This window comes from Nocardia sp. NPDC006630 (assembly GCF_040611495.1).
Classification (GTDB): Bacteria; Actinomycetota; Actinomycetes; order Mycobacteriales; family Mycobacteriaceae; genus Nocardia.
Genome location: NZ_JBEXOK010000011.1, coordinates 172,738 through 195,323 on the forward strand (window position 1 = coordinate 172,738; position 22,586 = coordinate 195,323).

21 protein-coding genes are annotated in these 22,586 nt (G+C 68.1%); 6 read left to right on the forward strand and 15 right to left on the reverse strand.

The genetic code is table 11. The annotated features are described in order from the left end of the window. Positions 1-25 precede the first annotated feature (25 nt). From hisH to ABZX86_RS31395, 8 genes are all read right to left on the reverse strand, one after another. On the reverse strand, positions 26-658 hold the full coding sequence (gene hisH / locus ABZX86_RS31360; protein WP_355128593.1) for an imidazole glycerol phosphate synthase subunit HisH: 633 nt from the start codon (positions 656-658) through the stop codon (positions 26-28). Next, positions 655-1,287: an imidazoleglycerol-phosphate dehydratase HisB gene (gene hisB, locus ABZX86_RS31365; RefSeq protein ID WP_355128595.1), complete on the reverse strand. Its 633-nt coding sequence runs from the start codon at positions 1,285-1,287 to the stop codon at positions 655-657. Before hisB ends, hisH begins: the two co-directional genes overlap by 4 nt. Next, on the reverse strand, positions 1,284-2,438 hold the full coding sequence (locus tag ABZX86_RS31370) for a histidinol-phosphate transaminase (RefSeq protein ID WP_355128597.1): 1,155 nt from the start codon (positions 2,436-2,438) through the stop codon (positions 1,284-1,286). The genes hisB and ABZX86_RS31370 overlap by 4 nt, the downstream gene beginning before the upstream one ends. Further along, entirely contained in the window at positions 2,435-3,772 is a 1,338-nt protein-coding gene (hisD, locus tag ABZX86_RS31375; protein ID WP_355128599.1) for a histidinol dehydrogenase, read from the reverse strand. Before hisD ends, ABZX86_RS31370 begins: the two co-directional genes overlap by 4 nt. Positions 3,773-3,932: 160 nt before the next feature. Continuing rightward, positions 3,933-4,721: a membrane protein insertase YidC gene (gene yidC, locus ABZX86_RS31380; protein ID WP_355128601.1), complete on the reverse strand. Its 789-nt coding sequence runs from the start codon at positions 4,719-4,721 to the stop codon at positions 3,933-3,935. An 87-nt stretch (positions 4,722-4,808) separates the two neighbouring features. Beyond that, positions 4,809-5,102, reverse strand: coding sequence for a DUF6412 domain-containing protein (locus ABZX86_RS31385; RefSeq protein WP_355128603.1), 294 nt, complete (start codon positions 5,100-5,102; stop codon positions 4,809-4,811). Positions 5,103-5,404: 302 nt separating this feature from the next. After that, on the reverse strand, positions 5,405-5,692 hold the full coding sequence (locus ABZX86_RS31390; RefSeq protein WP_355128605.1) for a putative quinol monooxygenase: 288 nt from the start codon (positions 5,690-5,692) through the stop codon (positions 5,405-5,407). A gap of 87 nt (positions 5,693-5,779) precedes the next feature. Continuing rightward, positions 5,780-6,814: an aldo/keto reductase gene (locus ABZX86_RS31395; RefSeq protein WP_355128607.1), complete on the reverse strand. Its 1,035-nt coding sequence runs from the start codon at positions 6,812-6,814 to the stop codon at positions 5,780-5,782. A 215-nt stretch (positions 6,815-7,029) separates the two neighbouring features. On the opposite strand from ABZX86_RS31395, the gene ABZX86_RS31400 reads away from it, so the two are divergent. Together ABZX86_RS31400 and ABZX86_RS31405 are read left to right on the forward strand one after the other, a co-directional pair. Continuing rightward, positions 7,030-8,499: an alpha/beta hydrolase gene (locus tag ABZX86_RS31400; RefSeq protein ID WP_355128609.1), complete on the forward strand. Its 1,470-nt coding sequence runs from the start codon at positions 7,030-7,032 to the stop codon at positions 8,497-8,499. An 82-nt stretch (positions 8,500-8,581) separates the two neighbouring features. Next, complete coding sequence (locus tag ABZX86_RS31405; RefSeq protein WP_355128611.1) at positions 8,582-9,430, forward strand: helix-turn-helix transcriptional regulator; 849 nt, start codon at positions 8,582-8,584, stop codon at positions 9,428-9,430. Between the two features lie 40 nt (positions 9,431-9,470). Here the strand turns inward: ABZX86_RS31405 and ABZX86_RS31410 are convergent, their stop codons facing one another. The 3 genes from ABZX86_RS31410 to ABZX86_RS31420 form a co-directional block, all read right to left on the reverse strand. Then, positions 9,471-10,073, reverse strand: a complete 603-nt coding sequence (locus ABZX86_RS31410; RefSeq protein ID WP_355128613.1) for a maleylpyruvate isomerase family mycothiol-dependent enzyme — start codon at positions 10,071-10,073, stop codon at positions 9,471-9,473. A 103-nt stretch (positions 10,074-10,176) separates the two neighbouring features. Beyond that, a complete protein-coding gene (locus ABZX86_RS31415; RefSeq protein WP_355128615.1) occupies positions 10,177-11,769 on the reverse strand; it encodes a serine/threonine-protein kinase in 1,593 nt (530 codons plus the stop codon). 270 nt (positions 11,770-12,039) lie between these two features. Further along, positions 12,040-12,957: an arylamine N-acetyltransferase gene (locus ABZX86_RS31420; RefSeq protein WP_355128617.1), complete on the reverse strand. Its 918-nt coding sequence runs from the start codon at positions 12,955-12,957 to the stop codon at positions 12,040-12,042. A gap of 169 nt (positions 12,958-13,126) precedes the next feature. On the opposite strand from ABZX86_RS31420, the gene ABZX86_RS31425 reads away from it, so the two are divergent. After that, entirely contained in the window at positions 13,127-15,616 is a 2,490-nt protein-coding gene (locus tag ABZX86_RS31425) for an ABC transporter permease (protein ID WP_355128619.1), read from the forward strand. A gap of 9 nt (positions 15,617-15,625) precedes the next feature. Here the strand turns inward: ABZX86_RS31425 and ABZX86_RS31430 are convergent, their stop codons facing one another. Next, a complete protein-coding gene (locus ABZX86_RS31430; RefSeq protein WP_355128621.1) occupies positions 15,626-16,612 on the reverse strand; it encodes a prolyl oligopeptidase family serine peptidase in 987 nt (328 codons plus the stop codon). Positions 16,613-16,841: 229 nt separating this feature from the next. Here ABZX86_RS31430 and ABZX86_RS31435 point away from each other — a divergent pair, with 229 nt between their 5' ends. The 3 genes from ABZX86_RS31435 to ABZX86_RS31445 all read left to right on the forward strand — a co-directional run bounded on the left by ABZX86_RS31435 (position 16,842) and on the right by ABZX86_RS31445 (position 18,885). Next, positions 16,842-18,020 (forward strand): winged helix DNA-binding domain-containing protein, encoded by a 1,179-nt coding sequence (locus tag ABZX86_RS31435; protein WP_355128623.1) that lies wholly within the window; start codon positions 16,842-16,844, stop codon positions 18,018-18,020. Positions 18,021-18,166: 146 nt separating this feature from the next. Next, positions 18,167-18,619 carry a TerB family tellurite resistance protein gene (locus ABZX86_RS31440; RefSeq protein ID WP_355128625.1) on the forward strand — a complete coding sequence of 151 codons (453 nt, stop codon included), beginning with the start codon at positions 18,167-18,169 and terminating at the stop codon, positions 18,617-18,619. A gap of 86 nt (positions 18,620-18,705) precedes the next feature. Beyond that, positions 18,706-18,885, forward strand: a complete 180-nt coding sequence (locus ABZX86_RS31445; protein ID WP_297613829.1) for a hypothetical protein — start codon at positions 18,706-18,708, stop codon at positions 18,883-18,885. 43 nt (positions 18,886-18,928) lie between these two features. Here ABZX86_RS31445 and nadC read toward each other — a convergent pair whose 3' ends face one another. From nadC to nadA, 3 genes are read right to left on the reverse strand one after another with little or no spacing between them, the layout of a single operon-like run. Continuing rightward, positions 18,929-19,789 (reverse strand): carboxylating nicotinate-nucleotide diphosphorylase, encoded by an 861-nt coding sequence (gene nadC / locus ABZX86_RS31450; RefSeq protein WP_355128627.1) that lies wholly within the window; start codon positions 19,787-19,789, stop codon positions 18,929-18,931. Next, entirely contained in the window at positions 19,786-21,441 is a 1,656-nt protein-coding gene (locus ABZX86_RS31455) for an L-aspartate oxidase (RefSeq protein WP_355128629.1), read from the reverse strand. The genes nadC and ABZX86_RS31455 overlap by 4 nt, the downstream gene beginning before the upstream one ends. A gap of 28 nt (positions 21,442-21,469) precedes the next feature. Beyond that, positions 21,470-22,531 carry a quinolinate synthase NadA gene (gene nadA / locus ABZX86_RS31460; protein WP_355128631.1) on the reverse strand — a complete coding sequence of 354 codons (1,062 nt, stop codon included), beginning with the start codon at positions 22,529-22,531 and terminating at the stop codon, positions 21,470-21,472. Between the last annotated feature and the right edge of the window lie 55 nt (positions 22,532-22,586).

Genomic DNA, 22,586 nt, shown 5'->3' on the forward strand with positions numbered 1-22,586 from the left:
GGACGACCTGTGCGGTTTCAGGAGATCAGAGGGAGTCGACCCAGTTGCGGAGCAGGTGGGCGCCGGCGTCGCCGGACTTTTCCGGGTGGAACTGGGTGGCACTCAGGGGGCCGTTTTCTACGGCGGCGAGGAAGGGAGCGCCGTGTTCGGACCAGGTGAGTTTGGCGGGGGCCAGGGTGCCGTGGTCTTCGAGGGACCAGGATTGGGCGGCGTAGGAGTGGACGAAGTAGAAGCGGGTGTCTTCGTCCATGCCGGCGAACAGGACGCTGTCTTCGGGGGCCTTGACGGTGTTCCAGCCCATATGCGGCAGGACGGGGGCGTCCAAACGCTCTACGGTGCCGGGCCATTCGCCGCAGCCGTCGGTTTCCACGCCGAATTCGACGCCGCGCTCGAAGAGAATCTGCATGCCCACGCAGATGCCCAGGACGGGGCGGCCGCCGGCCAGGCGCTTGCCGATGATGCGGTCGCCGCGGACCTCGAGCAGGCCGGACATGCAGGCGGCGTAGGCGCCGACGCCGGGAACCACGAGACCGTCTGCGTTCAAGGCGATTTCGGGATCGGCGGTGACGGTGACCTGGGCGCCGGCCCGCACCAGGGCGCGCTCGGCGGAGTGCAGGTTGCCGGAGCCGTAGTCCAGGAGAGCCAGCTTCTTGGTCATAGCGTTCCCTTGGTGGAGGGGACCCCGGTGACCCGCGGGTCGAGTTCGACGGCGGCGCGCAAAGCCCTTGCCACCGCCTTGAATTCGGCCTCGGTGATGTGGTGCTGGTCGCGACCGTAGAGCACCCGCACGTGCAGGGCGATGCGCGCGTTCAGCGCGATCGACTCGAACACATGGCGATTCAGGACCGTCGAGTAGGACGCGCCGGGGCCTGCGGACGGAATCACGGTGTGCAGCAGGTGTTCCGGCTCACCGGTGTGCACGCAGTACGGGCGGCCGGACACATCCACGATGGCCTGGGCCAGCGTCTCGTCCATGGGAATGAAGGAATCGCCGAAACGGCGGATGCCCTTCTTGTCGCCGAGGGCCTGCGCGAGCGCCTGGCCCAAGACGATGGCGGTGTCCTCCACCGTGTGGTGCGCCTCGATCTCGATATCGCCCTTGGCGGCCACGGTCAGGTCGAAGCTGCCGTGCTGGCCGAACGCGGTGAGCATGTGGTCGTAGAACGGGACGCCGGTGGAGATATCGGTCTTACCGGTGCCGTCGAGGTTCAGTTCGACCACGATGCTGGATTCACGAGTGGTGCGTTCCACCCGGGCGATTCGGTTCATGCTCGCTTCCGTACTCATCGGGCAACCACCTCGGTCGCCACCAATTTCTCACTGACACGCAGGAATTCGTCGTTCTCGGCGGCCAGGCCGATGGTGGTGCGCAGATAGCCGGGAATGCCGACATCGCGAATGAGCACACCCTCGTCGAGGTAGTGCTGCCAGGCGCGCGGGGCGTCGGCGAAGCGGCCGAAGAGCACAAAATTGGCATCCGACGGAATGACGTCGTAGCCGAGCACCCGCAGCGCCGCCATCACCCGATCACGCTGCGCCGCCAATTCGTGGACACTGCCGAGGGTTTCGCCGGCATGCCGCAGCGCCGCCCGCGCCGCGGCCTGGGTGACCACGGACAGGTGATAGGGCAGCCGCACCAGCAGCATGGCGTCGATCACGGCGGGCGCGGCCGCGAGATACCCGAGCCGCCCGCCCGCGAAGGCGAAGGCCTTCGACATGGTGCGGCTGACAACGAGTTTCGCGGGGAACCGGTCGATCAGCGATACCGCACTGGCCACCTCGGAGAACTCCGCGTACGCCTCGTCCACCACCACGATGCCGGGTGCGGCCTCGACGAGGCGCTCCAGGTCGGCGATCGGAATGCTGTGCCCCGTCGGATTATTGGGGCTGGTCACGAACACCACATCGGGGTGGCGGTCGCCGATCACCATGACGGCGTAGTCGATATCGAGGGAGAAGTCGCCATTGCGCTTGGCTTCGATCCATTCGGTATCGATGCCCTCGGAGATGATCGGGTGCATCGAATACGACGGCACGAAACCCAGCGCCGTGCGGCCGGGACCGCCGAACGCCTGCAGCAGCTGCTGCAGGATTTCATTGGAACCATTGGCGGCCCACACATTCGACACGTCCAGCGCGACGCCGGTCTGCCGGGTCAGGTAGGCGGCCAGATCGGTGCGCAGCGCCACCGCATCGCGGTCCGGGTAGCGGTGCAGTTCGGCGGCGGCGGCGCGCACCGATTCGGCGACGTCGTCGATCAGCGCCCTACTCGGCGGGTGCGGGTTCTCATTGGTATTGAGCTGCACCGGCACCGTCAATTGCGGTGCGCCGTACGGACTCTTGCCGCGCAGATTGTCCCGCAGCGGCAGATCATCCAGGGAGACAGCGGATCCGGGCACGGTCACGGCGCTCGATGCGAGGCTCGCCTCGGCATTCATGACAGTGCCCCGAATCGCACCTGGACGGCCTGACCGTGCGCGGGCAGATCCTCGGCATCGGCCAGCGCGACCACATGTCCGGCGACATCCTTCAACGCCGCCTCCGAGTAATCCACGACGTGAATGCCGCGCAGGAAGGTCTGCACACTCAAACCCGAAGAGTGCCGGGCACATCCGGCCGTCGGCAGCACGTGGTTGGAGCCCGCGCAGTAGTCGCCGAGGCTGACCGGCGACCAGGCGCCGACGAATACCGCTCCGGCACTGCGTACTCGGGCAGCCACGGCGGGGGCGTCCACGGTCTGGATCTCCAGGTGCTCGGCCGCATAGGCGTTCACGACGCGCAGCCCCTGGGTGATGTCGTCGACGAGCACCGTGCCGGACTGCTTGCCCGACAACGCTTCCGCCACCCGATCGTGGTGCTTGACCACGCTCATCTGCGCGGTCAGCGCGGCGTCCACCGCATCGGCCAGTTCCACACTGTCGGTGACGAGCACGCTCGCGGCCAGCACATCGTGCTCGGCCTGCGAAATCAGGTCCGCGGCAACATGGACCGGATCGGCGGTGCCGTCGGCCAGAATCGCGATCTCGGTGGGCCCGGCCTCGGCATCGATGCCGACCAGCCCGCGGCACAGCCGCTTGGCGGCAGTCACATAGATATTGCCCGGCCCGGTGATCATGTCGACCGGATCCAGTTGTGCGCCATCGGTATCGGTGCCGCCGTAGGTCAGCAGCGCGACCGCCTGCGCACCGCCGACCGCCCACACCTCCTCGACGCCGAGCAGCTTGGCGGCCGCCAGAATCGTCGGGTGCGGCAGGCCGTCGAACTGCGCCTGCGGCGGCGAGGCCACCACCAGCGAATCGACGCCCGCGGTCTGCGCGGGAACCACATTCATGACCACGCTCGACGGATAGACGGCATTGCCGCCCGGCACATACAGGCCGACCCGCTCGACCGGCACCCAGCGTTCGGTGACGGTGCCGCCGGGCACCACCTGGGTGACCTTGTCGGTGCGCCGCTGATCGGCATGCACCTTGCGGGTGCGCTCGATCGCGACTTCGAGGGCAGCGCGCACCGGGGGGTCGAGCTCTTCGAGCGCCCGATCCAGCTCGGCGGCGGGCACCCGCACGGAGGCGGGCTGCACACCGTCGAACTTCTGGCTGAATTCCAGCGCGGCCTCGACGCCCCGATCGCGGATGGCCTCCACGACCGGCCGCACATGATGCAGCACCGAGTCCACGTCGACGCCTCCACGCGGCAGTGCCGCGCGCAGTTCACCAGCAGTGGGAGTACGTCCGCGCAAATCGACGCGGGCGAGCTCGATGCGGCTTGTCATAGCGCTCTGCAGTCCTTGTCTGTGCTGATCATCAAAGGGGTGCACCGGGCAGCCGGAACTGCCCGCGACCAGGTACCAGACTATCGGGTCGATGCCATCGCTCCTCCGCCGCACCGCGCTGACCGGCAGGGCAGGGCAATCGGTGCGGCGGATTCGGCGGCTATTCGGTGCGCGTCGCGGGCAGCGCCGGCACGGCCTCCTCGGCATCGAACCGGCGGTAGACCAGGTGTTGCTGTACAAACGTCCAGGCATTCTGGGTCACGAAGTACAGCAGGATGGCCACCGGCCACAGCGCACCGGTCACCAGCGTGCCGAGCGGGAACGCCCACATCGACAGCGTATTCATCACCCGCACCTGAGCCGTCTGCTCCGGAGCCGTCTCACGCTGGCGCGCCACCGAGAACCGGGCCGTGAAGTGGGTCGCGACCGTGGCGATGAGCAGCAGGGGAACCACCACCACGGCAACCGAACCGAACGCGCCACCGGCATGGGACAGGCTCATCGACAGCGGTGCGCCGAACAGATTCGCCGACAGGAACGACTGCACCTGATCGGTCGAGAACACATAGTTGGCGGTGCCGGCATGGAACGAATTCAGCACATGGAACAGGCCGACGAAGACCATGATCTGACCGATCATCGGCAGAAACCCGAGCAGCGGATTGAAGCCGTGCTTCTGCTGCAGCTTCCGCACCTCGACGGCCTGCGTCTCCTTGTCACCGGCGTGCTTGCGCTGAATCTCCTTCATCTCCGGCCCGATCAGAGCCAGCTTGCGCTGGAATTGCAGCTGCGCCAGGAACGGGCGGATGAGCAGCGCCCGCAGCGTCATGACCAGGAAGATGATGGCCAGCACCCAGGCCGGGCCACCGGGGATGCCGAGGATCGATGCGAAGAGCGTGTGCCACAGCCACAGGACCGCGGACACGGGGTAATAGATGAAATCGAGCATAAGTATGGGACCTCACTGCGAGGCACCCGCGCACTGCCGCGGGTGGAGCGAATCGGGGGCAGCGGAGGTCTGATCGTGCGGGCACGATCAGACCGCGAGGGCCCCCGGTGCGCGCGGACGCGGACGCCCCGCGGCATCTGGATTGCTCTGTCGCAGAAAGGCTCCTCGGCGGCGACGGCCCGCCGACTCCGGCGGACCCGCGCTCACCGTGACCCGCAGTCGCGGCCCGCGCGCCGCCAGCATGGTGGCGGTCAGCGCGACCAGCGCCGCCGCACCCAGTACCAGCAGCGAATTCGGCTCGGCCGAGCTCAAAAACAGCACAGCCCATGCGGCGACGACCAGCGTGCACACCAGCACCACCGTCGTCCGAATCCGCATCATGCGCTCGACACTACCCACCGATCCGGCTTTCAGCGCTGCCGAGCCCGGGATCTGTGACCCGATCACCACTTCCGGACAGCGGCATCGGCCGCGACGAAGGTGCCCGCGAGGAGGTGCCATCGGGCGCTGCGGAAAGAATCCGCGTCCTGGCGTAAGCGCCTGCGGCCGGGTCACGGGCAGCGCTGGATCACGGGCGGTCCGCACACCATCAGGTCACGCACGCGGGCGCGTCGCGGGCACGGAATGATCGGCATGCCTGTGCGACCGGACTGAGGGTCCGGTCGCATCGACGAGGGGTCAGGTCATTCGGCGACTAGGCGGTTGATGGTGACAGGTTCGGCGAGGATCTCGTCGAAGACGCCGGCGAGGTGCACGAAATGAGGGGCGAGGAAGTGCTCTTCGAGGGCTTCGGCGGACTTCCACTCTTCGACGAGGACCATGTGGGCGGCGTCATTGGGATCCACGAAGGGCTGGTAGACGACGCAGCCGGGTTCGGTCAGGGTGGGTTCGATCATGGCCTCCAGTGCGGTGCGGAGGCGATCCTCCTGGCCGGCCTTGACACGGATTTCGGCGACAACGTGCAGCGTCATGAGAGTTTCTCCTGGTGATTCGATCGATGTTCGGCGATTGACCGAGGGTGGGAACCCCGAAACCGGCGGGGCTGCGATACAGCTGGGTCAGGGACGGGCGGGGCCGGTGCCCGCGCCGGTGGAGTTGATGGCCGTGGCGACTTCTTCGAGGTCTGCCGGGCTCAGTTCCAACGTGAGAGCGCCTGTCCAGCCGTCGATTTGGGTGCTGGTGCGCGCGCCGACAATCGCGGCGGTCACGCCGGGCCAGGAATTGACCCAGGCGAGAGCCGCTTCGGCGACGGACACGCCGTGGCGGGCCGCAATGGGTCGCAGGGCGTCGACCAGTGCCAGGTTGGCGGACAGTCCGGTGGTGAAATCGGGGCTGCCGGAACGCCAGTCGTCGGCGGTGAGCTTGCGGTCCGCAGTGAAGGCGCCCGTCAGCAGCCCCGACTGGAGCGGCGAATAGGCGATCACACCGGTGGAATGCGCCTGCGCCCAGGCGATTTCCGGGGCGGCGGTGCGGTTGACGGCCGAGAACGGGGGCTGGATGGCATCCACGTGGGCGACGGCCTCGGCGCGATCCAGTTCCGCCACCGCATGATTGGACAGGCCGATGGCGCGGACCTTGCCTTCCTTCTTGAGGTCGGCCATGACCTGCCAGTACTCCTCCAGCGGAGTGGGCGCCGCCAGGCTCGCGCCCTCGCCGCCGTAGACGAAGACCGCACCGGTATCCGGCCAGTGCACCTGATAGAGGTCGATGTGCTCGACCCGCAGGCGGCGCAGCGACGCCTCCAGTTCCGCCCGAATGGTTTCCGGCCGCATAATGCGGCGCGGCGGTCCGGTGCGGTCGTCACCCTCCTCCCAGATGAGGCCGGTCTTGGTGAACAGATACGGCCGGTCGGCCTCCGGCATATCGGCCAGGGCCTTGCCGACGAGCGTTTCGGCGTGGCCGAGCCCGTAGGCGGGGGCGGTGTCGAGCCAATTGAGACCGCTGTCGACCGCATGCCGCACGGCGGCAATGGATTCGGCGTCATCGGTGGCGCCCCACGAGTACTGCCATCCGGATCCGGCGATCACCCAGGTGCCGAAACCGAGCGGGGTGATATCCATACCCGTATCCCCGAAGGGACGAGTCCTGCGCATTCGGATCTCCGTTCGAAACCACGTCGCGGCGAGCCGCGCTGCCGGATCGGTTCCGGCTGTGAGCACTACTTTCGTATGCCGCGAGCGCGGTAAACAGTGCGGCGCGAGCCTGGGCACGGCATGACCAGGCTGGATCGGCCGCTACCGCAGGGTGACCCGCATGCAGCACCGTGGAGTGAGGCGCAGGAGCGCCCGGGGCTCCTAACGTCGGCGAGGTGAAGAGCAGCCCACGCCTCGGAATCCTGTTGGCCCTCACCGTCCTTGCCACCGTCACGGCCTGCACCTCGGCGAACTCGCCGAGCGCGGCGGCCCTGGCGTGGAAGCCGTGTCCAGGCACTGGACTCGACCCGCGACAGGAATGCACGAGCATCCAGGTACCCCTGGACTACGACCGGCCCGACGGTGACCGAATCACCCTGGCCGTCTCCCGCATCCGCAGCACCCACCCGGACACCCGGCACGGCGCCCTGCTGCTGGTACCGGGCGGCCCCGGCAATACCGGACTCGACAAGCCGACCGAGGTCGGATCGAAACTTCCTGCCGCCGTGCGTGATACCTACGATCTCATCGGCTTCGACCCGCGCGGTATGGGATCGAGCACCACGGCCGACTGCGGCATCGCGCGCGATGACCTGGTCACCGAACGCTTCCGCGGCTGGCCGCGCGGAGACGGTGATATCTCGGCGAATATCGCGGTGAGCCGGCGGATCGCGCAGGCGTGCGCCGACAATGGCGGCGCCCTGGTGCGCAGTATCAGCACCCGCACCGAGGCCCGCGATATCGACAGCATTCGAGAAGCGCTGGGCGAGAGCCGAATCTCCGCGTGGGGCGAGTCCTACGGCACCTACGCCACCTCGGTCTACGCGACGCTGTTCCCGCAGCACACCGATCGTCTCCTGCTCGACAGCAGCGACGATCCGAATCCGGACCGGATCGAGCGCGGCTGGAATGCCAATTACGCAGTCGGCGTGGAGGATCGGTTCCCCGACTTCGCGAAGTGGGCGGCCGGCCCCGGCAATTCCGATCACACCGCCGAAACCCCCGACGCGGTGCGCGGCCGATTCCTCACGCTCGCAGCGAAACTCGATCAGAACCCACTCCCCTGGCCGGGATCGGAACTGGGGCAGCTGACCGGCAACGGGCTACGGCAACAACTGCTCGACAGCCTCTACAGCGATCAGGCCTTCCCGGCACTGGCCCGGCTGATCACTGCGGCCGAGGCGTCGGCGCCCCTGCCGAACCCGCAGCCCCTCCCGCCGGAGCAGATCGTCCAGCAGCGCACCGCGGTCGGAGTCGCCACCATCTGCAATGACTCCGCCTGGCCCACAGCGGTTTCCGACTATGCCGCCGCCGTCACCGCCAGCCGGACCGCGCACCCGCTGACCGCCGGGATGCCGGAAAACCTGTCCCCCTGCACCTTCTGGCAGTCGCCGATCGCACCCCGGACCGTGGTCACCGCCGACGGCCCGTCGAATATTCTGATGATCCAGAACCTGCGCGATCCGGCTACCCCGTACAGCGGCGCACTGAACCTGCGCCATGCCCTCGGCGACCGCGCCCGCCTGGTCACGGTCGACGGCGGCGGTCACGGCGTCTACCCCTCCCCGATCGGCTGCGCGAACAACGCCGTCGAACGATTTCTCAGCGATGGCACCCGGCCTGATCAGGACCTGACCTGCCGATGACGTACCGCCGGTCCAAGGCGCAGCCCAGCCTGGTCACGACACGACCAGGAATACCCCGGCACACTCCCGCGATACTGATCTCATGACTCTCGACCGGCGTGCCGAACTCGGCGAATTCCTGCGCTCCCGCCGTGCCCGGCTGCGGCCCGAGGAGGTCGGGCTGATCGATCACGGCGCCCGCCGCCGGGTCCCCGGCCTGCGGCGCGAGGAGCTGGCCCTGCTGGCCGGTGTCAGCGTCGACCACTATGTCCGGCTGGAACAGGGCCGCACCCTGCACTTCTCGGAATCGGTCCTGGATGCGGTGGCACGCGCGCTGCGCTTGAATCCGGTGGAGCGCGATCACCTCTACCGGCTGGCGCGGCCGTGGTCGGGTGAGGAGCCGCCCGCCGAACAGCAGGTGCGGCCGGGCCTGCGGCGACTGCTCGACTCCGCGGGCGATATGCCCGCCTACATCCTGGGCCGCGGCACCACTGTGCTGGCCTGGAACCGGCAGGCGGCGGCACTCATCACCGATTTCTCCGCGCTGGCGCCGCGTGATCGCAATAAAGCCCGCATGGTCTTCCTGGACGAAGGCATGCGTGAGCTCTACGAGGACTGGCCCGGCAAGGCCGCCGATGTGGTGGCCTATCTGCGTCTGGACGCCGCCCGCAATCCGGGCGACGCCGAGATCGCCGACCTAATAGACGAACTGCACCAGGCGGATCCGGAGTTCCGCCGACTGTGGGACAACCACGAACTCAGGGACAAGACCCACGGCCGGTATGTCTACCGGCATCCGGTCGTGGGCCGTGTCGAGCTCAGCTTCGAAACCTTCCGGCTCCCAGACGATCCGGACCAGGCCCTGGTCGCCTACACCGTCGAGGCCGACTCCCCCAGCGCCACCGCACTGCGACTACTGGCCGGGCTCGCCGCCGAATCCCAGCGCGTCTGATGCGCCGAAAAGACTGCACTGCCGCAGTTTTCGCGCGGTCCTACGCCTCGACGCGACGGCGAAGTTCGGGTACGCCGTCACCTTCGAGATCGTCGAGAGCGGCGGCGCGGCCTGCCATGGCCACCACGAGCGCTTCGCCGGGACCGCGAACCACCGGGCCGGTGCCCCGCGACCAGTCGGCATCGGTGGCCTCCCACCGCAATCCCTTCAGGAAACGTCCGGGCCGCACAAAGGGATCGGGATTGCTGAGCAGTACGACCAGGCGATCCGCCGCAACCTTGCGCTCGCGCCCGAGCGGCCGGCGAATGTCCTGCTGATGGATGAAGGTATCGGCGAACGCCAATTTCGGTGAGTAGCGGGAGAACCAGCCGCCCGGCTGCGCCAGCCGATCCACCAGTTCCGCGGTGGGCAGCGGCTGGAACCGGGTGACGAGGGCCCCGTTGAGCCGATCGACGGAGCGATTCCGCAGGGCCGTCAGCAGATAGTCGGGCAGCGAAACGGTATCGGTCTGCAGGTGGCAGACGACATCGCGCACCCGCCACCCGGCGCACAGTGACGCCGCCTCCCATTCCTCGGCGGTCAGCGAACGGAGCAGTTCGACCAGCTCCCCGCGCTCTTCTGTGAGCATCTGGCGCACGTTCATATCGGAAGGCTAACCGCGACAGGGGATTGAGAACAGCCCCCGATAACAACGTTGCGCCGCACCGGATTTCCGGTACGGCGCAATACGTCGAGTTCAGGACGGACTAGCGGGTGTCGCTGTCGATCTTCAAAGTGCCACCGCCACCGTCGATCACACGCAGCGTGAGCGATTTGGTCTGGCCGCCGGAGGTCAGGTTGGCCAGTGCGATATCCACCGAACCGTCGGCATTCGCACTGTCATTGCCCCGGGCTCCGGAGATGGAGGCGTAGCGGGTGACGCGATTGTCGTTCCAGTAGGACTGGAAAGCCGTCTGGCCGCCGTAGACCTGCTGGGCCGCCGGAGTCAGCTTGCTCCACGCGTCGGCGAAGCTCATATTGACGAGCGAGTCATAGAACTTGTCTACCGTATCGGCGCCATTGAGCACCGATACCGTTCCGGCGCTCTTGGTTTGCCCGAGGGTTCCTGCCGTACCCGCACCCGTGGTGGTGGAGGTGGAAACCTTCGACGCGCTGGTGCTGCCCGACGCCGTGCCCGGGCTGTCCGAACCGGACGAGCTGATGATGCCGAAGACCACCGCCGCGACCACGACCACCGCCGCGACCACACCGGCCCACACCAGTTTCCCGCGACCGCGGGACTCCAGCTGCGGAGCCGGGTTGGAACGCGTGGGCGGGCCCGCCGACACCGGATGCCGCGGCGGCGGGGTCTCGAGCAATTGCGCCTGGGCCATGGCCCCGGTCGGGATATCGGCATTGGCGGCCGAGCGGCGATCCATCTGCCGGGTGTTCCCGCGCTGCGGCGCCGTCCGGGGTGCGCCGATCGGCTTGGCCGGTGACTGCGCATTGCCGTTCTGACGGCGGGCGGCCATGACGCGGGTGGCCTCGGCTTCGGGTCCGAGCTCCGCGAAGTCCGCCATGATGTCGCGGACCTCGGTCATGCTCGGCCGGTCCTCCGGCTCGAAGCTGAGCAGCGAGAGCAGCAGATCACTGAGCGGGCCGGCATTGCGCGGCTCGCTGATCTGGCCGTTCGCCGCCGCGTACAGCAGTGCGAGCGGATTCGGATTGGTGCCGTAGGGCGGTTCGCCCTCCAGCGCGTGGAAGAGCGTGGCGCCCAGGGCGAAGACATCGGCGGCCGGGCTCGGCTCGGCGCCGCGCGCGACCTCGGGTGCGAGGTAGGCGGCGGTGCCGGAGATGAGCCCGGTGGCGGTGAGCGTGACATCGCCCTTGGCCTTGGAGATGCCGAAGTCGGTGATCTTCACCGCCCCGTTGTCGCCGAGCAGGATATTGCCGGGCTTCACATCGCGATGCACGATGCCGACCCGGTGCGCGGCAATGAGCGCCGACGCGACCTGCTCACCGATGCGCGCGACCTGAGGCAGCGGCAGGGTGCCCTGCGAGGAGAGCACCACCGCCAGGCTCTGGGACGGCAGGTACTCCATGACGAGGCATGGATCGCCCTCGTGCTCGGTAATGTCGAACACCACAATGGCATTCGGATGCTGAAAGCGTGCGGCATTGCGGGCCTCTCGGGCCGCGCGCTGACGCACGATGTCTTTGTCCGCCTCGGACAGACTGGGCTGGGTGATGATCTGCTTGATCGCCACCGAGCGTTCCAGCCGTTGGTCGACGGCTCGCCAGACGACGCCTGTGCCGCCGCTACCAATCCGTTCGACCAGGCGGTAATGCCCTGCGATCACTTGGCCGGTTTCGATGGCACTACTCCGAAATTCTCCGCGATGGTGACTGTGACGACGCGGTTGCCCGCGTGTTTCCCCGCATGAGTGTAGCGGTCCGCAGGCAGCACGCCGACGTCAGCGTGAGATATGAGCGAGATCTCGGTGAGATCTGGACCGCACTCAGGTGACAACCGTGTGACAGGTCACGTAAACGTGCAGCTCAGAGTACTTCCATGACGTGACAGCAAATTCTGTGCCGGCATGCCCGATCCCACCGCGTGGGAACGGATTTCAGTCCTTTCGTGTCGCCGCCACCTGATTTCGGGTCGTTTCGGGCGGATTTTTCGCCGCCGCCGGCCATGCGGCTCGAGTGAGCAGCGCCGCATCGGCATCGTCGAGTTCGATATCGAACACCTCGGCCAGCACCTTGGGCAGTTCGGCGGCCTCGAGCTCCCGAAGCTCGGTGGTGCCGTCCGGATAGGTCGTCGTCCACGTGGTGCCGTCGATCTCGTGATGCACCTCGGGCCGGAACCGTTGCAGGAACGGGCGCATGGTGAACGGTGACCTGGGTGAGGTGGAGACGAAGTGATTACCGACCGCGAAGTCGGTCCGGTACTGCGGATTCGGGCTGAAGGTGTACCGATCGACCCAGCCGTCCCGGCCGAACTGATGCAGGGTCCACAGCTGTCCGCCGAGTGCGTCGGCGCCCAGCTCGAGCCGGTAACGCCAAGCGCCGAGCGTGATTTCGCCCCGATCGGGAGTGAGCTCGACGGGTTCGAGCGGCCCCGCGCCGAAACCCACATCGCAGAGCCAGACCCGATCGTCATCGGCCGCGATGACGCGCAGCAGCGCATGGGTGGCAGGACGTAATCCCGCCGCCCCCATCGTGACTCGGCCCGAGATGCCGGTGAATTCGAATCCGAGCCGCTCCAGCGCGGCGGCGAACAGCAGGACGTTCTCGTAGCAGTAGCCCCCACGCCGGCGCCGGATCAGCTTGTCCTGCAAGGACTCCGGATCGAGCGGAACCCCGCGACCGAGAATGATCTCCAGATTCTCGAACGGAATGGTGGTGGTGTGCGCTCGCACCAGCCCGCGCAGGGTGGCCAGCGTGGGCGTGCGCCCGCCCGTGTATCCGATGCGATCCAGGTACGCGTCCAGATCCAGCTCGTCGCCGCCCCATCGATAGGACGGGTCCACGGGTGCCGTCATCACTGCCTCCTGTCGGTCTGCTTCCTCTCGGGCAACCGCGGTCGGCACGAACCTGTTCCCGGACGCCGCGACCTATCGCCGCACCGCGGACCGCCGGACGGGTTCGGCGTCTGGGACGGAGTTGCCGAATCGTCGGCAGGGTGGTCCACGGGCACCTAGCCTTGATTTCATGATCGCTCTGCTGGATCGGTTGCGGCTGCTCACAATTCGAGAGTTCGCCACCCACTGGGGCCGGACCGTGGCATCGATATTCGTCATGGCGGTGTCGGCCGCGTTCCTGGTGGCAGTGATCGGTATTTCCGGATCGCTGACCGGATCGGTCGCGCGGCTGGCCGCCGGACTGGCGGGCAATGCGAGCCTGGAGATCTCAGGTGTCAGTGATGCCGGATTCCCGCAGGCCGTGCGCAATGACGTGGCGGCCGTCCCCGGCGTGGCCGCGGCCGTCCCCATGCTCCGCGCCAGTGTGGGGCCGCAGGACGATCAACTGCTGGTACTGGGCGTCGACGCCGCCAGCGCGGCCCTGGACAGCACCCTGAAGGACGCCGTCCAGGGCGACCGGCTGGGCTCGCTGCTGAGCGTGCCGAACGGGGTGCTGGCCGGTCCGTCCGCCGGGTACGCGAAAGGCGATGTGGTGCACCTGGGTTCGGGCCAGGTCACCATTGCCGCGGTCGTCTCCGGTGCGCAGCAGCAGCGGCTGAACGGCGGCCACTTCCTCATCGCCCCGCTGCCGCTGGCGCAGCGAATCACCGGGCGCACCGGTGAATTGGATTCGGTGCTCATCGTCGCCGCACCCGGTACCGATGCGGCACAGCTGAATTCGGCCGTGACCGCGGCGGTGGCGGGACGGGCGCTGGTCGGACCGCCGAGCCTGCGGGCGGCGCAGACCGGCAATGGCATTGTGATGCTGGAGTTCATTGCCGCCATGGGCGCGGGCATCGCCCTGGTGGTGTCGGCGTTCTTCATCTACAACACCATGAGCATGGCCCTGGCGGGCCGGCGGCCGGTCATCTCCATGCTGCGCGCCATCGGCGGGCGCAGACAGACGATTGTGCGGGATGTGCTGGTGGAGGCCGCGGCGCTGGGCCTGCTCGGCGGCCTCCTGGGTTCCGGGCTGGGCGTGCTGGCCGGGCGCTACGCGATCGGGCTGCTACCGGGTGCGTTCACCCAGATGATGGAGGCGCGGCTGGAGTATCTGCTGCCCTGGTATGCCGTGCCGGCGGCGATCGCCGCCGCGGTGCTGACCAATGTGGCGGCGACGGCGGTCGCGGCCCGGCAGGTCTATCGAGTGTCGCCGGTGGAGGCGCTCGCTCCGGTCGGGGCTTCGCCCGCGGATGTGGTGTCACCGCGACTGCGGGTCTTCGCGGGTGTCGCGGCCGTCGTCTTGGCGGTGGCGACGATCCTGGTCATGCGCGCACACCTCGGGCTCTTCGCCTCGGTGGCACTGGGTTTGGCGTTCGGCACCGAGATCGCAGTGGCCTTCGCCTCGGCCGGGCCGATTGTCGCGGTCGCCGGTGCGGCCGCCCGGCGACTGGGTTCGGCGGGTGTGCTGGCCGGAGTGAATATCGATCGCGCGCCGCGGCGCGTCTGGGCGACGCTCATGACGGTGGCGATCGCCGTGGGCATGACGATCACCATTACCGGCGCGAATACGGATGTGGTGCGATCGGCTCGCGATACCTTCGCCTCGCTCGCCGACAATGACGTCTGGGTGAGCGTGACTCCCGAGGATGCGGTGCCGACTCCGCTGCTGCCCGCGGATATGGCCCAGCGGGTCGCGGCGGTGCCCGGGGTGGCGCGAGTGACCGAGGGGCAGTTGGCCTTCGCCTCGTTCGCCGGGACCAAGGCGCTGCTCTACGGCGTCGTCCAGGGCAGCAATTACGCCATGTACCGATCGCTGGATGCCGATACCCAGCGGCGACTGCTGGCTGGCGAGGGCGTCGCGCTGTCCCGGGATCTGGCACGCGCACTGCATGTTTCGGTCGGCGACGAATTGTCGGTGCAGACACCGAGCGGTGAGAAGCGCACGCGGGTGCTGGCTTCGGTGTCGTACTTCTCGGCGCTCTCCGGCACCGCGTCCATCAGCCTGACCCTCATGCGCGACTGGTTCGAGCGGCCGGGCGCCAGCACCCTGCAGATCGACGGGGCGCCCGGCACGGATCGCGATCGATTGGCCGCGGCCATCAGGGCGGTCACGCCGCCCGATATGCACGTCTACACCGGACCGGCCGCGCTCGACGGCATCAGCAAGGCCATGCGGCAGGGACTGGTGCTCTCGCGCATCATGCTGGTCATCGTGGCCGTCATCGCTGCCATGGCCCTGCTCAATACCCTCACGCTGGCGCTCCTGGAACGCCGCCGGGAGCTGGGCATCCTGCGCGCGGTGGGTTCGAGCCGCCGTTTCGCCCTGCGCATGGTGCTGGCGGAGGCGGCGGGAATCGGCATCGCCGGTGCGGCCCTGGGCGTGCTCTTCGGACTGTCCGATCAATTCCTCTACTCGCGACTGGCCGCCGATATGATGGGCATCGACGTCACCTTCCGGCCCGGGCCGCTGCTTATCGTATTCACCGCCGCCGCACTGGCTTTGAGCCTGCTGGGCTCCATACCCCCGGCCCTGCGCGCCGCACGCCTGAATATCGTGGATGCGGTCAGCGTCGACTAGAGCTCCGATTCAGGAGGCGCACTTGGTGTTCGGCGGTGCGGGCGGAGCGGTATCGATGCCGTGCGCGATATCGACCAGATAGTCGCTCGCCCCTTCGGGCTCGGTACCGAGCAGCAGTCGCTCGACCGCACAACCGGATTCGAAGAACACCGGGCCGAGGCCGTGCTCACCGGGCACCACATTCCCGCCGAGATCGCGACCGCTGGCGATGGTGTACATGGTGACCGGCTTTCCGGTGGCCATCAGGGCGGCGCGCATCTCCACACTCGAGCTGTACGGCACCAGCGGATCCGAGGTGCCGTGCAGCAGAATGGCGCGCCGCACCGCGATTCGCCCGGCCAGCAGCGCGGGTGAGCGCGCCGCGTACGCGGCCGCGCACACCACCGGGGTACAGCCGCCGGCATCGCGTTCGATCTCCGGCCGCAGGCCCGGCCCCGCCAGGTCCGCCTCCAGCCAGGACACGAAATCGCTGGCCTGGCCGAAGGTGTCGACCCAGTAGTCGTAGGTGCCGGGCGGGGCGTACGCGGCGGCGAGCCCGCTGGTCAATCCGCCCTGGCTCCAACCCCACAGCACGCTGCGCCCGATACCGGGATGCGCACCCCGATACCACTGGGTGGCGGCCACGGTGTCCTGCCAACCGGCCCACACATTCCACTCGCCGGTCCGCCACTGGCTCACGGCGGAGCGCTGATCCATGGTCAGCAGCGGCGCCATGGTCTGCTTCACGATGGAACTCATGTACTCCGGGAAGTCGGCGGCGCTACCGGCATGTCCGTGCACGGCGACGATCAGATCGCGCGGGTCGATATCGCCCGGCGTATCCCGATACGGCTCGTACACCCGCCCGGTGGCCTGTTCGCCGTCGACCGTCAGCGTCACATCGCGCACCGCGACCCGCACGGTGTCCGCCGTCTCGGCGGAAACCGCCGGCGCCGCAACGACCATGGCCGCGAGCACCCCGAGGACTGCGCCGCAGCTCCGATACCGACCTCGCATCGCCGAATCATGACACGTCGCGGGTGCGGTTTCGGGTACCCGCGACGGGTGTCCGGCGGATCGGTCGGCACCTGTGATGTCGCCGGAGCGTCCAGCTCCGTCGAAATACGCCGTCCTTCCGGACAGGTGGAGCATCACCGCCGCACACGTTCGGGTGCAGCGCGGCGGCACGCCGGACATGCCCCGCGATCACACGGCCGGTGTCGTACGCGGCGGCTAGGATTCGCCCATGCGTTCGATGGATGCGGCCGAGCGGCGCGCTCGCCTGGGAGTACGGCATCGGCTGGCGGCCGCGGCCCGGACCGATGATGTGAACGAGGTGGCCCGGTCGCTGGTGGTGCTGCATGCCACCGATCCGGCCACGGTGTTCCTCTCGGTCGCCGCGCGCGGACGGGGCTGCGAGCCGGGGCATGTGGAGAAGGCGCTGTACGAGGATCGGACGCTGCTGCGCATGCTGGCCATGCGGCGCACCATGTTCGTCGCGCCCATCGAATTGGTGCCCGCGCTGCAGGCCTCGTGCGCGGATGCGCTCGCGCACAAGCAGCGCAAGACGTACGCGAGGTACATCGAGCAGGCGGGCGTGGCCGAGGGGGCCGTCCTGCCCTGGCTCAGCGAGGTCGAGGCCGAAACGCACGACACCCTGCTGGCACGCGGTAGCGCCACCGGCGCGCAGTTGGGCAAAGCGGTGCCCCGGCTGCGCACCCAGGTGGACACCGCGCCGGGCAAGTCGTACTCCAAGCCGACCAGCATCACCACCTGGGTGCTGGTGATTCTCGGTGCGGAGGGCCGGATCGTGCGCGGCCGGCCCAACGGCAGTTGGAGCAGTAGCCAATACACCTGGGCGCCCATCGAATCCTGGCTGCCGGAAGGGATTCCGGCACTCTCTGCCGAAGCGGCGCGGGTGGAACTGGTACGAAAGTGGTTGCGGGCCTTCGGACCCGCACCGGTGAGCGATATCAAGTGGTGGACGGGGTGGACGCTGGGCGAGGTCCGCAAGACCCTCGCGCTGCTGGATACCGCCGAGGTGGACCTGGGCGATGCGACCGGCCTGGTGCTCGCCGACGATCTGGAACCCACGCCCGCACCCGAGCCGTGGGTCGCGCTGCTCCCGGCGCTCGATCCGACTCCGATGGGCTGGCAGTCCCGCGAGTGGTACCTCGGCCCGCACTCCCCCATCCTGTTCGACACCAATGGCAATGTCGGGCCGACCGTGTGGTGGGACGGACGCATTGTCGGCGGCTGGGCGCAGCGGCCCGACGGTGAAATCGTCTGGCGCCTATTGGAAGACGTCGGCTCCGATGCTCAGACCCTGATCGAGGCCGAGGCCGCGCGCCTCACCGCCTTCTACGGTGAGGTGCGGCCCATCCCCCGCTTCCGCACCCCGCTCGAACGTGAGCTCACGTCCTGACAGGTTCCGGGGATGCTGCTCTCCGGTCGCCGGAAACTTCCCAGCCGCCACCTGTCGATCGACTGTTAAGGTCGGATCGATACATCAGCACAGTCCGGGCACCGACGCGGGGTTTGCGAGTCCGGTAGATCATTTCGGAGTGTGTCATGGTTTTCCACAGCCGCCGAGAGCAGGCCCCGCAGTGGCGGCAGCAGCTGCTCGCACAGCGAAATGAATTGCGCGGCGGCTCTTTCCGAGATGCCACCATGGGTATTTGCGCACTGATAGCGGCTGCGGACGGCGCTATCGATCCGGCCGACCGCACCCGGGTCGCGCAGCTCATCGGCGCGGACACTGCGCTGCAGCACTTTCCCACCGACGAGCTGCGAAATCTGTTCGAGGACAACTGCACTCGCATCACCCTGGATCCGGCCTTCGGCCGCGCCTATGTGATGGCACAAATCGCCGAGGCCACCGGAAACGCCGTCGAAGCCCGTGCCGCAGTGCAATTGGGAATCATGATCGGTAAGGTCGACGGCGACCTCGACGCACAGGAGATCGCCGCCGTCCGGGATGCCTGCCGTGCCCTGCGCCTGGACCCGCAGGAGTTCGGCTTGTAAAGCCTGCTGGATACCGCTGGACATTCGCCAGCCCGATACCGCACGCTTGCTGCGTTTGGATTCCCAGCGCGAGGAGTGCAATCTGCATGGCGATTCAAGGGTTCCTGAATATCTTCTTCGACACTGTCGCCCCGAACAGAGGCTGGCGGTACTGCGGGATGTGCGAAGGCCGAGGCGATTACGGGCTGGTGAACGGCTCGGTCAACTGGTGCTCGGTCTGCGGCGGCACCGGCTGGATCGCCGAGGCGCCCACCTTCCGCCGCTGAGCCGTCTCACCTATCGCCGAGCCGCCTCACCTCCAGGTCCGCCTCACATATCCAGGCCCAGGTCCAGTACCCGGACCGAGTGGGTGAGTGCGCCGACCGAGAGGTAGTCCACGCCGGTCCCCGCGTAATTCGCCGCGTCCTCCAGCGAAAGTCCGCCCGAGGATTCGAGTTTCGTCTGCGGCGACCGGTCGTTGCGGCGCTGGACGGCGGCCTGGGTGGCCCACAGCGGGAAGTTGTCCAGCAGCACCAGCTGCACGTCTTCGGCGAGCACCGCATCGAGCTGTTCGAGGTTGTCCACCTCGACCTCGCACTCGATATCCGGATTCAGCGCGCGCACCGCACGCAGGGCATTGACCACCGATCCGGCCGCCACCACATGGTTGTCCTTGATGAGGGCCGCATCGCCCAGACCCATGCGGTGATTGACGCCGCCTCCGGTGCGCACCGCGTACTTCTGTAAAGCCCGCAAACCGGGCAGGGTCTTCCGGCTGTCCCGAATGCGGCACTCGGTACCGGCGACCGCATCCACCCAGGCCGAAGTGGCACTGGCGATTCCGGACAAATGGCACACCAGATTGAGCATGGTGCGCTCGGCGGTGAGCAGCCCGCGGGTCGGCGCGATCAGGCTGAGCACGGTATCGCCCGGCTGCACGCGGGTGCCGTCGGGGACCCGGCCGGTGATCTCGTAACCACCCGCGCCGAGCACCTCGTCGAGCACGAGCAGGCCGACATCGAGTCCGGCCACGGTGCCGGGCTGGCGGGACACCATGGCCGCCTTGGCCACCGCATCCGCGGGAACCGTTGCGGCCGTAGTGATATCGGGGCCGTAGCGCAGATCTTCGTCCAGCGCCCGGCGAATGAGCGCGAGCACTTCGTCGCGATCGAGTCCGGCGTCGAGAGTCATTGGTGCACTCCTTCTTTCGTGCGGTGCCAGGACGGCCTCGTCTCCGAGCCGTCGGTGACCAATTGCGGGCGACCATCCGGGCCCAAGCGCACTGCCGTACTGCGGCGCAGCTCCTCGCGCGGGTCCGGATAGTCGGAACGGGTGTGGCAGCCCCGGCTTTCGGTGCGGGCGGAGGCGGTCAGCAGCAGCGTCCGCGCAGTCAGCGTGAGCGCGGAGTCTTCGAGATCCTGGATGATCGCGGCGGCCGAATTCCCCTGCACCGCTTCGCTGGTCTCGTCGGCTTCGCCGCCGGACAGCATGCCCACCAGCCGCAGGACCGCACCGCGCAGGCCGTCACCGTCGCGGACGACCGCGGCGTTCTCGGTCATCAACTCCTGCAGCAGCTTCCGATCCGCCCGCGGCAGTGCCGCGACGCCGCCGAAGTGCACTCCGGAGTCGATGCGCGCGGCCGCGCCCAGCCGCTCGACCGCCGCCGCGCCGGCGCGTTCGCCGACCACGAGACCCTCGAGCAGACTGTTGGAGGCGAGCCGGTTGGCGCCGTGCAGGCCGGTGCGGGCCACCTCACCCGCGGCGTACAGGCCGGGAACGATGGTGCGCCCGTACGTATCGGTGACAACACCACCGCACTGGAAGTGGGCGGCGGGCGCGACCGGGATGAGATCGGCGCTCGGTTCGATGCCCGCGGCCCGGCAGGACGCGGTGATGGTCGGGAAACGCTGCTCGAACCCGTCGAGCGCCCGGGCGTCGAGGTAGACGCGGTCGGTGCCCAGCGCACGCATGCGGGCCTCGATGGCGCGCGACACCACATCACGCGGCGCGAGGTCACCACGCGGATGGACGCCCGCGGTCACCGAATCACCCTGGGAATCCACGAGAACCGCGCCCTCACCGCGCACCGCCTCACTGATCAGCGGTCGCCGTCCCAGCCCGCCCGGTGTGAACAGCACGGTGGGGTGGAACTGCAGGAACTCCAGATCCGAGACCATGGCCCCGGCCCGCAGTGCCAGCGCGATACCGTCGGCGGTGGCTCCCGGCGGATTGGTGCTGCACGCATACAGCTGTCCGAGCCCGCCGGTCGCCAGCAGCACGGCCGGCGCATGCACGATCCCGAATCCCTTGTCGGATAACGCGATCACACCGCGCACCCCGTCGGGACCGGTCACGATCTCGACCGCGGCCGCCCCGAACAACACCGGCAGTCCGGCCGTGTTCAAAGCCCGCTGCACCTCGGCGCCGGTGGCGTCACCACCGGCGTGAATGATCCGCCGGGTGCTGTGCCCGCCCTCCCGGGTGCGCGAAACCTCGCCGTCCCGGCCGAGATCGAATACCGCACCCAGATCGGTCAGCGCCGCGACCGCGTCCACGCCACCCTCGACAATGCAGCGCACCGCCTCCGGATCACACAGCCCGGCCCCGGCCACCACAGTGTCGTGCACATGGGATTCCACCGAATCCCCGTGCGGCGCAACCACGGCGATACCACCCTGCGCATACTGCGTGGAGGTATCGGTGGCACCGCCCTTACTCAATGTCAGCACCCGCAGTCCCCGCAGCGAGGCGGTACGGGCCGCGGTCAAACCCGCGACCCCGCCGCCGACCACCACGAGATCCGCGTCGGTCTCCCATGAGATGGAAATACTCACGGCTGTCACCCTTTCCGGCGAACGCCCGAGCCCGCTGCTATTCCCCGCCGCCGGGGTTGCCGATTTCGATCATCCGCTGGACCGAATTGCGTGCCAGGGCAGCGGTTTCGAGATCGACGTGCACCTCGTCGCGGTTCTCCACCAGGCAGCGGAGCAGGGCCGCGGGGGTGATCATCTTCATGTACTGGCAGGAGGCGCGGTCGTTGACGGCCTGGAAGTCGATGCCGGGGGCGGCCTTTCGCAGCTGGTGCAGCATGCCGATCTCGGTGGCCACCAGCACCTGCTTCGCTCCGCCTGATTTGGCGCTTCGCGCCGCGGCGGCCTTGGCCGCGTCGATCATGCCGCCGGTCGACAGAATGTGCACCCGGTCGGCCGGGAACTCGCCCGCGCCCGCGAGGTACAGCGCCGAAGTGGCGCAACCGCATTCGGGGTGCACGAACAGTTCGGCATCCGGGTGGGTGCGAGCCTGCTCATTGAGCTCATCGCCGTTGATGCCGGCGTGCACATGGCATTCGCCCATCCAGATGTGCATATTCTCGCGGCCGGTGATGCGCTTGACGTGCGCGCCCAGGAACTGGTCCGGCAGGAACAGCACCTCGCGGTCCGGATCGATGGAGGCGACCACATCGACGGCATTGGACGAGGTGCAGCAGATATCGGTGAGCGCCTTCACCGCGGCGGTGGTGTTCACGTACGACACCACCATGGCCTCGGGGTGCTCGTCCTTCCACTCCCGCAGCTGCTCGGCGGTGATGGAGTCGGCCAGCGAACAGCCGGCCCGCTGATCCGGAATCAGCACGGTCTTCTCGGGGCTCAGGATCTTCGCGGTCTCGGCCATGAAGTGCACACCGCAGAACACGATGGTGCCCTCGGCCGCCTCGGCGGCGATACGCGACAGCGCGAGGGAGTCGCCGACATGGTCGGCAATGTCCTGAATCTCGGGGAGCTGATAGTTGTGCGCCAGGATGGTGGCGTTGCGCTCGCGCGCCAATCGCTTGATCTCCTGTGCCCACTCGGGAGTGGCATCGACGCCGGTGAATCCCGCGGGCCCGTCCACAATGCGCTCGGTGAGCGGCATCGTCGCACCTACTGCAGCCATGGCTGGCTCCTTCTCTCATGCGCTCGGCCACATCGCCGATTCGCATACAACCGGT

Bases quoted from the DNA above. Each gene is read 5' to 3' on its own strand.
- hisH (WP_355128593.1), bottom strand. From the start codon at position 658: ATGACCAAGAAGCTGGCTCTCCTGGACTACGGCTCCGGCAACCTGCAC.
- hisB (WP_355128595.1), bottom strand. From the start codon at position 1,287: ATGAGTACGGAAGCGAGCATGAACCGAATCGCCCGGGTGGAACGCACC.
- ABZX86_RS31370 (WP_355128597.1), bottom strand. From the start codon at position 2,438: ATGAATGCCGAGGCGAGCCTCGCATCGAGCGCCGTGACCGTGCCCGGA.
- hisD (WP_355128599.1), bottom strand. From the start codon at position 3,772: ATGACAAGCCGCATCGAGCTCGCCCGCGTCGATTTGCGCGGACGTACT.
- yidC (WP_355128601.1), bottom strand. From the start codon at position 4,721: ATGCTCGATTTCATCTATTACCCCGTGTCCGCGGTCCTGTGGCTGTGG.
- ABZX86_RS31385 (WP_355128603.1), bottom strand. From the start codon at position 5,102: ATGATGCGGATTCGGACGACGGTGGTGCTGGTGTGCACGCTGGTCGTC.
- ABZX86_RS31390 (WP_355128605.1), bottom strand. From the start codon at position 5,692: ATGACGCTGCACGTTGTCGCCGAAATCCGTGTCAAGGCCGGCCAGGAG.
- ABZX86_RS31395 (WP_355128607.1), bottom strand. From the start codon at position 6,814: ATGCGCAGGACTCGTCCCTTCGGGGATACGGGTATGGATATCACCCCG.
- ABZX86_RS31405 (WP_355128611.1), top strand. From the start codon at position 8,582: ATGACTCTCGACCGGCGTGCCGAACTCGGCGAATTCCTGCGCTCCCGC.
- ABZX86_RS31410 (WP_355128613.1), bottom strand. From the start codon at position 10,073: ATGAACGTGCGCCAGATGCTCACAGAAGAGCGCGGGGAGCTGGTCGAA.
- ABZX86_RS31420 (WP_355128617.1), bottom strand. From the start codon at position 12,957: ATGACGGCACCCGTGGACCCGTCCTATCGATGGGGCGGCGACGAGCTG.
- ABZX86_RS31425 (WP_355128619.1), top strand. From the start codon at position 13,127: ATGATCGCTCTGCTGGATCGGTTGCGGCTGCTCACAATTCGAGAGTTC.
- ABZX86_RS31430 (WP_355128621.1), bottom strand. From the start codon at position 16,612: ATGCGAGGTCGGTATCGGAGCTGCGGCGCAGTCCTCGGGGTGCTCGCG.
- ABZX86_RS31435 (WP_355128623.1), top strand. From the start codon at position 16,842: ATGCGTTCGATGGATGCGGCCGAGCGGCGCGCTCGCCTGGGAGTACGG.
- ABZX86_RS31440 (WP_355128625.1), top strand. From the start codon at position 18,167: ATGGTTTTCCACAGCCGCCGAGAGCAGGCCCCGCAGTGGCGGCAGCAG.
- ABZX86_RS31445 (WP_297613829.1), top strand. From the start codon at position 18,706: ATGGCGATTCAAGGGTTCCTGAATATCTTCTTCGACACTGTCGCCCCG.
- nadC (WP_355128627.1), bottom strand. From the start codon at position 19,789: ATGACTCTCGACGCCGGACTCGATCGCGACGAAGTGCTCGCGCTCATT.
- nadA (WP_355128631.1), bottom strand. From the start codon at position 22,531: ATGGCTGCAGTAGGTGCGACGATGCCGCTCACCGAGCGCATTGTGGAC.